At 46.8% G+C, this 12177-nt stretch carries 12 protein-coding genes; 7 read left to right on the top strand and 5 right to left on the bottom strand.

What is annotated here, in order from left to right; all coding sequences use genetic code 11:
• Nucleotides 1-120: 120 nt before the first annotated feature.
• Entirely contained in the window at nucleotides 121-930 is an 810-nt protein-coding gene (locus MKY75_RS19840) for a histidinol-phosphatase (protein ID WP_039272676.1), read from the bottom strand.
• 60 nt (nucleotides 931-990) lie between these two features.
• Nucleotides 991-1893, bottom strand: coding sequence for a LysR family transcriptional regulator (locus MKY75_RS19835; RefSeq protein ID WP_023990132.1), 903 nt, complete (start codon nucleotides 1891-1893; stop codon nucleotides 991-993).
• 429 nt (nucleotides 1894-2322) lie between these two features.
• Between MKY75_RS19835 and MKY75_RS19830 the strand changes: the two genes are divergently transcribed.
• The 5 genes from MKY75_RS19830 to MKY75_RS19810 all read left to right on the top strand — a co-directional run bounded on the left by MKY75_RS19830 (nucleotide 2323) and on the right by MKY75_RS19810 (nucleotide 7105).
• On the top strand, nucleotides 2323-2781 hold the full coding sequence (locus tag MKY75_RS19830; protein ID WP_061830098.1) for a chemotaxis protein CheX: 459 nt from the start codon (nucleotides 2323-2325) through the stop codon (nucleotides 2779-2781).
• Nucleotides 2782-2820: 39 nt separating this feature from the next.
• Complete coding sequence (locus MKY75_RS19825) at nucleotides 2821-3600, top strand: SDR family NAD(P)-dependent oxidoreductase (protein ID WP_318628014.1); 780 nt, start codon at nucleotides 2821-2823, stop codon at nucleotides 3598-3600.
• Between the two features lie 122 nt (nucleotides 3601-3722).
• A complete protein-coding gene (locus MKY75_RS19820) occupies nucleotides 3723-5114 on the top strand; it encodes a DEAD/DEAH box helicase (RefSeq protein WP_029518262.1) in 1392 nt (463 codons plus the stop codon).
• Between the two features lie 18 nt (nucleotides 5115-5132).
• Complete coding sequence (locus tag MKY75_RS19815) at nucleotides 5133-5879, top strand: ABC transporter ATP-binding protein (protein WP_013311782.1); 747 nt, start codon at nucleotides 5133-5135, stop codon at nucleotides 5877-5879.
• A gap of 2 nt (nucleotides 5880-5881) precedes the next feature.
• Nucleotides 5882-7105 carry an ABC transporter permease gene (locus MKY75_RS19810; RefSeq protein WP_039272674.1) on the top strand — a complete coding sequence of 408 codons (1224 nt, stop codon included), beginning with the start codon at nucleotides 5882-5884 and terminating at the stop codon, nucleotides 7103-7105.
• A gap of 111 nt (nucleotides 7106-7216) precedes the next feature.
• On the opposite strand, the gene MKY75_RS19805 is transcribed toward MKY75_RS19810, so the two are convergent.
• Nucleotides 7217-7333, bottom strand: coding sequence for a hypothetical protein (locus MKY75_RS19805; protein WP_023990126.1), 117 nt, complete (start codon nucleotides 7331-7333; stop codon nucleotides 7217-7219).
• 206 nt (nucleotides 7334-7539) lie between these two features.
• Between MKY75_RS19805 and MKY75_RS19800 the strand changes: the two genes are divergently transcribed.
• Nucleotides 7540-8817: a sensor histidine kinase gene (locus MKY75_RS19800; protein ID WP_029518264.1), complete on the top strand. Its 1278-nt coding sequence runs from the start codon at nucleotides 7540-7542 to the stop codon at nucleotides 8815-8817.
• Nucleotides 8818-8918: 101 nt separating this feature from the next.
• On the opposite strand, the gene MKY75_RS19795 is transcribed toward MKY75_RS19800, so the two are convergent.
• A complete protein-coding gene (locus tag MKY75_RS19795; protein WP_069012636.1) occupies nucleotides 8919-10217 on the bottom strand; it encodes an aminotransferase class I/II-fold pyridoxal phosphate-dependent enzyme in 1299 nt (432 codons plus the stop codon).
• A 180-nt stretch (nucleotides 10218-10397) separates the two neighbouring features.
• On the opposite strand from MKY75_RS19795, the gene MKY75_RS19790 reads away from it, so the two are divergent.
• Nucleotides 10398-11183: a helix-turn-helix domain-containing protein gene (locus MKY75_RS19790; protein ID WP_061830088.1), complete on the top strand. Its 786-nt coding sequence runs from the start codon at nucleotides 10398-10400 to the stop codon at nucleotides 11181-11183.
• A 187-nt stretch (nucleotides 11184-11370) separates the two neighbouring features.
• Here MKY75_RS19790 and asd read toward each other — a convergent pair whose 3' ends face one another.
• Complete coding sequence (gene asd / locus MKY75_RS19785) at nucleotides 11371-12168, bottom strand: archaetidylserine decarboxylase (RefSeq protein WP_029518267.1); 798 nt, start codon at nucleotides 12166-12168, stop codon at nucleotides 11371-11373.
• Nucleotides 12169-12177 lie beyond the last annotated feature (9 nt).

Raw genomic sequence — 12177 nt, 5'->3', positions numbered from 1 at the left:
GCTAAGCATTCGCCTTTGCAATGGAATTATTACCTTATAAATTACAATCCCCAACAATTCCATTGCAGCAGCGTTCGTAAGATCAAATGATTTGCGGAGAGGCAATTCCCACCTTGAATTTTAAAGCGCCACAGAAATTTTACGTTTTTCTTTAAAATAGACCCATTCCCGGAAGCCGATATCCTTCAGCATTGCCTTTACTTCTTCCCAGTCATCGCCTACCCGCGAAGGTTTATGGGCATCCGAACCAAAAGTAACCTCCACACCAAAATGGTGCGCTCTTTCTAAAATAGAAGCAGACGGGTACCATCCGCCACTCAGTTTGGTTTTACCCGAAGTGTTAATTTCAATCGCCACATTGGATTCCGCAATTACCTGCAAGGTTTCATCAATGGCTTCATCAGCAGGAATGTCTGAAAAGGCTGGAAAGTTCCCCTTCATTGCGTCAATATGGCCTAAAATCTGAAACATGCCGCTTCGCGCAGATTCCTGAATGAGCGTGTAGTAGGCTTGTTTGACCTCGATTTTACGAGCGTCGCTTAATTTGTTCCAACGGTTACGGTTAAAAATGCTGTCCCCTTCGACATTGTGAATCGACCCAATGAGATAATCAAATGGATAAGGAGCCAGAGTGGAACGATATAATTCAGCAAAATCAGGAAAATAATCCGTTTCCAATCCGAGGAGCACGTCAATACGGCCTTCGTATTCTTTTTTAAGCTGTTGTACCTCTTCTACGTATTCAGCAAGCTGTGATTTGGCCATATAAATTTTAGGAAAAGCCTGATCCTGTTCGCTGCCCAGGAAAGGGGAATGGTCCGAAATACCAATCGCTTGTAAGCCCGACTGAATGCCTGCTTCAATGTAATCTCGAATGTTTCCGTCTGCATGACCGCAGCGGAAATGATGGGTGTGCAGATCAAATTTCATAGCCTGTCTTCCTTTCGTAATCAGGGTTTATATTGCGTATGTTGTTCATAGCGAATTACGTTATTCAGAACTGGTGAAATTCGTCTCCGGCATCCCCTTCAGATCACTTAAAAATTGCTGCATGGCTGAGTTTAGATATCGGCCGGATTTATAAATCACTCCTACCGGATGACTAACTTCCAGCTCAGGAATATGGATCATTTTTAATGTGCCTGCACGCAGTTCAGAAGTGACCGATAGTCTGGAAATAATGGCCGCACCGAGATTAATTTCGACCATCCGTTTGACTTCCTCACTGCTGGACAACTCAATCACGACATGAGGCACGATTTGGTGCTTTTTAAATACATCGTCTACGAATTTTCGTCCCACCGTATCAGGAGAGAGCAGAATCAGCGGAATTTCCCGAAGGGCTTCAATGGTAGCATGTGGTTGTGAAGCCAGCGGATGAGTAGGAGACACGACTAGCTCAAAGGAATCGTAATACAGAACCGAAGTGCTTAAATTAGGATTACGTTCGATCAGATAGCCGATGCCAACATCAATAAGTCCGTTCTCCACCTGCTGATAAATCATGGAGGAAGCCATGGATTGAATGGAGGTTTTGATGAGAGGGAACTGATCCTGAAAGTAGGAAAGCACGCGCGGTAAAATTTGAATAGCGATGGATGTTGTGGTACCCAGCGCAATGTGACCCTGTGGTGTTTCGTTTAGATCGTACAATTTTTGTCTTAATTCCTCAACAACCTCTAATATGCGCTCGGCATGTTCCAAAAAAACAGCTCCCCGGTCGGTCAGGGTGACAGGCTGGTTGCGGTCAATCAGGATGGTTTTGAACTCATCCTCTAGACTTTTAATTTGGGCGGACACCGCCGGCTGCGTCAAATTGAGAAGTTCTCCGGCTTTGCGGAAGCTCATCGTTTTGGAAATCATGATAAGTGTTTCGAGTTGACTGATGTTCATGAAGTTCCTCCTCTCTTTTCTTAATCTTATCGCAGCTGTATAGAATGAATATTTTTAGCCAATCCATAGGTTCATATGTAAAACCGTCGTTATGCTTTATTTCATTAAATTATAGGTTATTCGAGCAGGAAGGGCAATGAATCGAAGCAGAGCACCTTAAAGTGTGGTATATTGGGAAATAAAGACTAAAGTCCTGATATCCTTCAAAAATAATCAATCTAAAACCGATAAGAAGTAAAGATATAGGACATTATTCACATTTTTTGTGATTTAGCTATAAAAAATTACCGGGTAGCTGTCGATAAGTGATAGAGAGAGCATTTTATTGAGGATCGTTTCGTTTTACAGTAATATTTAATTAAAAAATTCTAATTTAAATGGGACTTTTGTTATGTGTCTAAAAGCCCATCGTAAAGGGGCGCTTTGATCGTGAAGGCAGAAGTGATAAATCCTTTTTTGGAGTCGGCGCGACGGGTCATTGAACAATTGATCCAAGTATCTCCTTCACCCGGAAATCTTGGTGTGAAAAATGTCGAGCTGGTGGACGACCACATCTGGATTATGATTGGGATGACCGGACAGCTTAGCGGAAATATTGTGTTCGGCCTGAATGAACAGGTGGCGCTACGTATGGTATCAGCGATGATGGGCGGATTTGTGTTGACTGAAATCGATGAGATGGGAAAAAGTGCCATTTCTGAATTGGGCAATATGATTAGTGGTAATGCCAGTACGATTTTGTCCAGTCAGGGAATTGTCGTGGATATTACACCTCCGCAGGTCATGAAGTCAGAAAACTTGACCACTTTTGTGCCTCAGCGTGCCCTTTATATTCCGCTCACGGTGGAAGGAATCGGTGAGCTGGATATTCAGGTAATGATCTCTTAATATTAAAGGAGCAAGTTTCTTTAATGTGGAGGAATGAGCGTGAGTATACTACAGGACAAGATAGTTGTGATTACAGGTGCATCTAGTGGGATTGGCGCCCTTTGCGCTCAGTTGTTAAGCGAAAAGGGCGCGATTCCTATTTTAACAGCACGCTCGCAAGAGCGACTGAAGCAAGTATCTGCTGGAATCAGCGGCAGACATGAGCTTATCCAACTGGACGTCACCCGCCAGGAGCAGGTAGAGGCTGTTGCTGCACGAGTATTGGAACAGTACGGACGGGTCGATATATTACTTAACAATGCGGGCTACGGAAAGTTTGAGTATTTTAATGAAACCGACCTGACGGAGTTTGAACAAATGATGGACGTGAACTACATGGGTGTTGTTCGCTGCATCAAGGCGTTTCTGCCGCAAATGACAGAGCGGGGCCATGGACAGATTGTCAATGTAGCATCAATGGCCGGGAAAATCGGGACAGCCAAATCGTCTTCTTACACGGCGACGAAGCATGCGTTGCTCGGTTTCAGCAATGCGCTCCGGCAAGAGCTGCGCGGGAGTGGAGTGACTGTAACGACGATTAACCCCGGACCGATCGACACACCCTTTTTTGAGCTGGCAGATCCTTCAGGAGGATATGTTCGAAATGTAAGCTGGTTTATGCTACAACCAGATAAGGTAGCACGGCATATCGTAAGAGCGATGGAGCTTCGCAAGGAGGAGGTTAATCTGCCACGGTGGGTATCTCCTTTTCTCAAGCTGTATCAGTTAGCTCCCAGACTGACCGACAGGCTGGGTCATGGGGTGATGAATAAGAAATAAAAGATGTCCCGTAAGCCATTAGCTATGGTGAGGGACATCTTTTATTTTTGTGATTTGGTAACAGGGCTATTTTCGCATATAATGGAGAGTAACGAATTTACGTATAGGGGTTGGACCTTTTCATGACATTGAATTTTGAATCGCTCGGCGTTGAACAAGATCTGTTGGACAAACTGACTGAGCATGAAATTACACAGCCTTCGCCAGTTCAGGCAGAGGCTATACCGGAAATAATGAAGGGAAAGCATGTATTGGCGCGCTCACAAACTGGCACAGGCAAGACACTGGCTTATTTGCTGCCGCTGTTGCAAGCGATTGATCCGCAGAAAAAGGCTACGCAAAAGCTGATACTAGCTCCAAGCCAGGAACTGGCCATGCAAATTGTACGTGAGGGTCAGCGCTACGGTGAGCATCGCGGAATCCGTGTACTCGGTCTGATTGGTGGGGCGGCTATCAAACGTCAAATCGAAAAGCTCAAGGATCATCCACAGCTTGTCGTGGGCACACCAGGACGTGTACGGGAACTCATCGCTTCAAAAAAGTTGAAAATGCACAATATTACAGCCATTGTTATCGATGAGGTGGATCAGATGTTCCAGCTCGGCGGAGCAGGCGATGTAACCAATATATTGGGCACCGCCCAACGCGATCGTCAATTGGTATTCTTGTCCGCAACGCTGAACGACGAGATTCAGTCGCTGGCGAAACGGGAGATGCGTGAATACGTAGAAATTGGGATTGATCCCGACCAGAAGACGGCCAGTGGACTGGAACACTATTACTTTGTATCTGAAGAACGGGATAAGGTGGATATGCTGCGCCGTCTGGTACGTCATTTTAATCCGAGAAAAGCGCTGGTGTTCGTGAATACAACCAATGCCATCGGGGAGATTGAGGCCAAGCTCAAGCATATGGGGCTGACTACGGCATCCTTGTATGGAGATGCGGATAAAGTCACGCGTAGCAATGTGTTGGCTCGATTCCGTGAGGACAAGCTCAAAGTGCTGGTCGCTTCGGATGTGGCAGCCCGTGGTCTGGATATTGAGGGCCTTGAAATGGTTATTCATTTTGATCCGGCTACGGATAGTCAAGCTTATGTTCACCGTGCAGGACGGACAGGACGGATGGGACGCAAAGGATTGGTGGCATCGGTTGTCACTGACCGTGAAACGTTCATCATGCGTAAGTTCTCCCGTGAACTGGGCATTGACATCGCAGAGCGTGCGTTGCATGGAGGTCGAGTAGTTGTGCCGCGTCCGGCGGATGCCAAGCGTGCACCTGTAAGACCCTCCGAGGCTAGATCCTTATCTAACGGAGCATCGGCGGAGGACCGAAAGGCACCTGTTCGTGCCGAAAACGGACGTCCTGGCAGGAATTCCGCGAACGGTTCAGCTCCAGGCAAGAGCAAAGGTGCAGCCTTGTCCAAAGCAGGAAAAGCACAGCGCGAGCGTGATCGCAAAAACAAGGGTGCACCAAGATGGCTGAAGGAAAAAGGATCAAAACCGAACGAGTAAGGGAGAAGAGGGGGAGCCATGGAACAACAGCCTGTGTTGCAAATTAACGGACTGACCGGCGGATATAGCGCCAAGCGCCCGGTGTTGCATCAGATTTCGCTGGATGTGAAACCGGGCGAAATGGTAGGACTGATTGGTCTGAACGGGGCCGGGAAAAGTACGACCATGAAGCATATTTTGGGCCTGATGACACCGCAGGCCGGAGAAATTCGTGTGCAGGGGCATAAGCAGGATGAAAATCCCGAGGAATATCAGGGAGCCATTGCTTTTGTACCTGAATCTCCAGAGCTGTATCCTGAAATGACGGTGATGGAGCATATGGAATTCACGGCCAGAGCGTACGGAGTTAGCGAAGCAGATTTCCGCACACGCAGTGATCAAATGCTGGACTTGTTCCGTATGCGGGATAAAAGTGGAAGTATGTCGATGCACCTGTCTAAAGGGATGCGCCAGAAAGTGATGATTATGTGTGCATTTTTAGCGGGACCGCCGTTGTATGTCATAGATGAACCTTTTTTGGGTTTGGACCCGCTTGGTATTCGTTCCCTGCTTGACTTTATGTTAGAGATGAAGCGTTCGGGTTCGTCCATTCTACTCAGTTCTCATATTTTGTCCACGATTGAAAATTATTGCGATCGTTTCATTGTACTTCATCAGGGTGCCATCATTGCGCAGGGTACGCTGGACGAAGTGACAGCACAGGCGGGTAAGCCGGGCATGCCGCTGGAAGATGCATTTTATGAGCTGGTACAGGGCAGGGAATGAGCATGGATTTGCAACGTCTGCATAAAGAAAGACGTGTAGCGTTCTGGGGACAGGTGTTGCCTTATCTGGGCTATGTCATTCAGAGCGGTCTGGCGGTGGTGTTCGGCTTTGCACTGATTGCCTTTGCCGCATGGTACACGTCGCTACTAATGCATACTCCACCGGATTTGCCCATCCGCTGGATCATGCTTATTGTGGCTATTCCGATTGCTCATGCGAGCTTTCGTACGTATTTAAACGCAGCGGATATTGTTTTTCTCCGTCCACAGGAGCACGCAATGCACTATTATTTTAAGGCCAGCCGGATTCGGGGTGTGGTGTATAAAATATTCGGTTTGCTATTGCTGTCTATTATAGTGTGGCCGCTGTATATTCGCAGTGATTCCGCGCCTAAGCCGTTGCTACTGACCCTGCTACTGTTCGTGCTATTAAAGCTGCTATTCAGCTACGGCGGCTGGCAAGAGCTTCGTATGGTATCGATTGGCGGGAGTATAGGCTATCGTCTGCTTCGGTGGGTGTTGGCTGTGCTGATGGTAGCCGCATGGCTATGGCAGCCTCCACTACACAGCGTACCATTTATCATATTGGTCGGTGTGGTGTACGTGCTTGTTCTGCGTTTTCCGGTCAAGCTGCTAGTGGCTTGGGAAAAGCTGATTCGTACAGAGGGTATGCAGGCTGCTCGGGTGATGCGCACTTTGGGCTGGTTTGTCGATGTGCCCGCCCTTACGCAGAGAGTGACGCCGCGCCGTTGGCTATCCTGGTTGGGAGGTAACATACCTTGGAACAGAAGGGGAGCGTATCGTTATCTGCTGTTTAAGACGTTCCTGCGCACAGAGCCAGCAGGTATTGTCATTCGGCTCGGGATTCTGGGGTTGTTAATTATATATATCACCCATGCTAGTTGGATTGGTATTGCAGTATATTTATTTTTCATATTCCTCATTGGTGTACAGGTCACTTCACTAAGGCAGTATCACAAGGATTCGTTATGGCTTCAGTTGTATCCGATTCCTGCGCATAGTCGTCGTGCGTCTTTTCTCGACTTTGTTGTTCGGTTGACGTTGCCGGCTGCTGTGGTTCTGTGGCTTCCTTTTCTGGCAAAGGGAACGGAAGATCTACTGTCTACACTGCTCACGTTGCTTGGGGGAGTTGCAGTAGTGTTCCTGCTACGAGGCGCTCAAGCCAAAAAATGGCGTTTGGACGGTCAGGATGAAGAAGAAGTGTGATTTGTATCTATGTGAATAAAGTAAAGGCTAATTCGCAGGCAGCACTTGCTGCTTGCGAATTAGCCTTTTTTTGTACTGCTATCATAGCCGTGGGTGCAGATATCCGTCAGCTTATATAAAGATCGTTTTGCTGATGATAACTAATAAAATGAACAGTACCAGAATTGTTCCTGTGCTTGTGAATGCGCCGTAACCACCGTAACCGCCTCTTGTTTCTTCTGCTCCCATGCTCATTCTCCTCTCGGTCATTGTGATAAAGGATACATCGTATCTTATGAAGTGGATTTTCAGATTGCGTGGGCCATTGCTCAGGTATGTTGCTGAATCGCCTTATATTTTTCATCAGATGTAGGGGAGGAGAGAGGAAAAGACACGTATTGTCGAGAATAGAAGAAGTACGTAATCATTATCACTTGGAAAGTGGGAAAGACGAGATGCTGATAGATAAGCTGCTCGTGAACATATTTCTTGTGTTTGTACCGTTATTGGTATATAGCGCTTTGTCAGATCATCGGCATATGAAACATACCCCGTTGCTTATGGGAGGGGTGCTGGGTGTGTCTTCTGTGCTTTGCCTTATGTTTTCGTATATTTGGTATGGACTATTTTGGGATCTTCGATATGTTCCTCTGATCCTTTCTGTTTTATATTTTGGTCCTAAGGCAGGGCTTCTGAATATAACGTTGATGGTGATGGCTCGTATGTATATAGATCCTGAGTCTATAGTGGTGAGTTTTCCCAGCATGATGTTGTGTTATTTGGGGCCTCTCTTGGTGAGAAAAAAGTTTATGCAGCTCAATAGTATATTGCTTCGGGTGGGCATGAATATGCTAATGAGTATATGGACCAGTATTGCCATGTTTATATTTCTGTTAATACATTCCTGGGTCAATGGAAGGCTAGATAAGGATGAGATCGAGCTGATCCGGGCAATACTCTGGTTCGGTATGATTCAATTCCTAAGCATTGGAGCCTCCTCTTTCTGGATGGAGTTTAGTTTGGAACGGGAAGAAATGAGAAGAAAGATTAAATATGCTGAGCATCTGAATACGTTAGGTGAACTGGCTGCCTCTATGGCTCATGAAGTACGGAATCCATTGACCGTTATTAAAGGGTTCTTGCAAATGGTTCAGTCAGGGCTAGAAGGGAAAAATCGCAGATATATTGCTTTGGCACTAGCAGAGGTCGATCGGGCTGAAAGAATTATTAGCGACTATCTGAACTTATCCAGACCGCAGATTGGGAACACAGAGCTGATGGATCTGTCTGGCATGGTTCAACAGATTGTTTTGCTTTTGAAACCGATGGCGACCAAGCAAGGCGTAAGACTGTATACTGAGCTAAGGAATGAAATATACGTACATATGGATCGTAATCAGCTGTTACAGGCGTTAATACATGTGACGAAAAATGCGATCGAAGCTGCGGATGATGGAGGCAGGGTATACATAAAGCTGGCGATTCAGGAAGAGAAGGCATGTCTGCATATTAGGGATACAGGAAAAGGCATGAGTCAGGAGCATCTGGAGCGAGTGGGTACTTTGTTTTTTTCAACCAAAGAGGTAGGAACGGGACTGGGAACGGTCGTCTCCTTTCGAATCATTGAAGCCATGAACGGAAGTATACACTATGAGAGTGAGCCCGGAGTCGGAACGGAGGTAGTCATCCTGCTGCCACTCGCACAAGAATCAATGCTCGCTGCTGAAGGATAGTTTGTTTCGAAGTGTGACTTACAATGGTTCAGCCCATTAAAAAGCGGTATGCCACAACATCCGGCATACCGCTAATGATGCTATATTGAATCTGTTACATATTATGCGTTCAACAAATCTTGTGCGCCACGGTAAACAATGTCATACAGGTCTTCCAGATACTCTTCCTCGATACATGAGAATGCGATTCGGAGATCATATTCACCCAGCGCAATTGTTCCTACCCCATATTGTTCCAGCAAATGTGTGCGCAGTCGTTCAGCGGACAAGCCGTTCAGCTTAAGGCACATAAAATAACCCGAATTGAAAGGATAGTAGCTCCATACATCTCCGTATTTTCCACTATCGAGCAACGCTTTGACTTTATTAGCCCGCCCCTTCATAATTTGGAACTTTTCATTTTTCTGTTGTGCAAAATCGGGTGATTTGAGGGCATCCAGGACGAAGGTTTGAGATGGGTGAGGACCGCTCGAAATCGTTGCCCGAATAATCCCTAATGTTTTTTGTTCCAGTGCGCTCAGTACATCCTGATGTTCCGAAGCAAAGGTAATAAATCCGACACGGAAGCCCCAAACGAATTCTTCTTTGGTAGCTCCGTCAATTTTGACGGGTAGAATTCTCGGATGAAGTCCAGCTAACTGACCGAATAGTGATTCATGCAGGGAGTCCTCGAAGAACAGACCAAAATAAGCGTCATCCGTCACAACTACGACATTGATGCCTGCTTCTGCGGCTTCCTGAATGGCAGCAACAATCGCTTTACCCTCTTCGACTCCCGGTGTGTAGCCCGTCGGGTTATTCGGGAAGTTCAGCACAACGATTGCTTTGCCGTATTCTTTCTGTGCCAGTAGCGCCTCGCGTAATCCTTCACTATTAAAACGTTGATCCTCTGTGAACAACGGGAAATTCACCAAACGTCCATGACGGCGAATACCGAAAGTCAGCTCATAGTTTTCCCAGTTTTTGTCTGGGTAAATGACAGCGTCCCCTTCATCCGTGAACAGGTCGGCAACGATGCTCAAACCATGGGTCAGCGCGTTCGTAACTACGGGAAGGCCATAACCTTTTCCAGCCAATGAAGGGTTTTCCTTCAGCATTTTGTCACGCCATACACTACGAAGTTCAGGTTTGCCCGCAGGGGGTGCGTAAGGGTATAAATCCTTGGGATTGTAAGCGGACAGCTTCTCCTGAATGACCTCCAAATGCATAGGACCGTTACCTTCCGTAGCAATACCAATCGTGGCGTTGTACTTTTTAGCAAGCTTCCCGGCTTCTGCGGATTGACTCAAAATCCCCTCTTTTGGGAAATAAATTTCTTTCCCTAAAAGAGAAAGCATTTGATATACATGCTCGTTGCCTGTCTGAATGTTTTGGTTTAACTGCGCTGCCAGTGGATTCATTCCCGTTTCATCCTTCCAAGTCATTTTGATTACATATTATAGCATCACACACGGTAAGCGTCACGCAAAAGCATCTGGGAGCATAAAAACGCATTTTTTTGCTTAATGAAGGCGCTGAGCTTATATTATAAATTAACGGGATAGAGGACAACCAAAGATTAACAAGAGGAGGTGCAGATTTTGCTGGATACATCTGCGTCATCGTTTATCCTGTTGTCGGCCTTCGCCAAAATTGTGTGCGAGCCGGGCTGGAAATGGCAGGTACGCGAGAAGCCGATGCCAAACTATGATTTATTTTATGTATGGAGCGGAGAAGGAACAGTGGTCTTAAACGGAACATCGTATCCGGTGAGCAAGGGGAGTTGCTTCCTGTTCAAGCCGGGGGATGATACCCGTGCCACACATAACCCGCAAAAGCCGCTCATACTTACCTATATTCATTTTGATCTCATCGAACAACCAAAGCTAATCCCTGCAAGCTACCGTATGCTGGAGGAAACGTTCGAGGTAGAGCATATGCTTGCCAGGTACGTTCGACTGCGCCTGGAGCGTGCTTACGGAGCTGACGAGGAAGGCAAGCTGATTCTAAAACAACTGATGATTCATCTGCTGCGTGCGGACCGTAAGGAGCCGCAGGAGCAACAGGCCAGTAACCAGCTCACCGAGGTCATTCGGGAAACGGCCAACTACGTGCGTCAGCATCCGGGACTTCCTCATCGCGTCGAGGATTTAGCTGCACGGGCAGGGCTGTCACCGCGTTATTTTTCGATTAAATTCAAGGAGCTGTTAGGTGTTTCTGCGCAATCTCATATTATCAGCATGCGGATTGAGCGTGCACAGCATCTATTGCTGCATGCGGGAATGAATGTGACCGAGGTGGCAGAGGCTTTGGGGTATCGTGACATCTTTTTTTTCAGCCGCCAATTCAAGCAATACACGGGGAAAAGTCCGTCTGAGATCCGGTAATGTTATAGACGGTGGACAAGCTGTTTCGGATTTAGGCATAATGGGAGTAACGCATGACAAATATAAAGGATAAATTCCAAAAAAAGGACCCGAGCCATTACGCCGGGTCCTTTTTTATATGAGCAATTTATATCATTCGATCCCAATGCTCATATGTGTAGCTATAATCCTGTTATGATATATTCACTTATGCTTTGGGATCATGTCGAAAGCAACCCAGACGTTGTCCCATTTTCACCACATCCCCCAGCTTCAATGCGGGGTCTGGCTCAAACGTACCGTTCTCAGTTAGCAAAACGACGGTTGACCCAAATTCGAAATAGGCGAGATCGTCTCCTTTTGTCCATGAGACGGCTTTATCATCCGTATATTTGATGCTACTCACATTCATTGCGCCAACCTTAACGACCGCCACCTCACCATATTCGTGGGCGATGTACGTAATCTGTCGTTCATTGCGGCTAAGAACTGCTCGCATATGCTGCAAGCCGAAGTCATTCACTGGGTATACCTTGCCGCGCAGATGCTCTTTTTCTACCAGCGTACCGGATACTGGTGCATGAATGCGATGATAATCCGTCGGGCTGAGATAGAGTACAAAAGCATAGCCGTGTGTGTATTTTTCAAGACGCGGAGAGCGGTTAAGAAGCTCTTCCAGCGTATAGTCCTGCCCTTTGACATTCAAAAGAGTGCCGGACGTAATTGGGCCAGTGAAAGTAATCCGTGCATCCACCGGACTGGTCATCACCTCGGCGTTCGTATCAATCGGGCGCATGCCCGCTTTTAATTTGCGTGTAAAATAGGCGTTCAGAGAACGGTATTCCTTCCATTCCTGTTCAGCCTCATGCGTCTGGATCTGGTACGTACGTATAAAGGTGGGGATAAAAAGTCGGCTTGCACCGCTTTGCGCGAAGGAGCCCACAATCCGGCACACCCACTTGCGCGATGATAGCTCCGTCATGAGCCGCAGCCACTGTTTTGCCATTACAGATCC

The sequence above is a fragment of the Paenibacillus sp. FSL L8-0663 genome, from assembly GCF_038008125.1.
GTDB classification, from domain to species: domain Bacteria; phylum Bacillota; class Bacilli; order Paenibacillales; family Paenibacillaceae; genus Paenibacillus; species Paenibacillus polymyxa_D.
The sequence above is the reverse complement of the archived record's forward strand: the minus strand, read 5'-3'. Positions and strand labels throughout refer to the sequence as shown.

Excerpts from the sequence above, each read along its gene's own strand:
- MKY75_RS19840 (WP_039272676.1), bottom strand. The coding sequence starts at position 930 with ATGAAATTTGATCTGCACACCCATCATTTCCGCTGCGGTCATGCAGAC.
- MKY75_RS19835 (WP_023990132.1), bottom strand. The coding sequence starts at position 1,893 with ATGAACATCAGTCAACTCGAAACACTTATCATGATTTCCAAAACGATG.
- MKY75_RS19820 (WP_029518262.1), top strand. The coding sequence starts at position 3,723 with ATGACATTGAATTTTGAATCGCTCGGCGTTGAACAAGATCTGTTGGAC.
- MKY75_RS19815 (WP_013311782.1), top strand. The coding sequence starts at position 5,133 with ATGGAACAACAGCCTGTGTTGCAAATTAACGGACTGACCGGCGGATAT.
- MKY75_RS19810 (WP_039272674.1), top strand. The coding sequence starts at position 5,882 with ATGGATTTGCAACGTCTGCATAAAGAAAGACGTGTAGCGTTCTGGGGA.
- MKY75_RS19805 (WP_023990126.1), bottom strand. The coding sequence starts at position 7,333 with ATGGGAGCAGAAGAAACAAGAGGCGGTTACGGTGGTTACGGCGCATTC.
- MKY75_RS19800 (WP_029518264.1), top strand. The coding sequence starts at position 7,540 with ATGCTGATAGATAAGCTGCTCGTGAACATATTTCTTGTGTTTGTACCG.
- MKY75_RS19795 (WP_069012636.1), bottom strand. The coding sequence starts at position 10,217 with ATGAATCCACTGGCAGCGCAGTTAAACCAAAACATTCAGACAGGCAAC.
- asd (WP_029518267.1), bottom strand. The coding sequence starts at position 12,168 with ATGGCAAAACAGTGGCTGCGGCTCATGACGGAGCTATCATCGCGCAAG.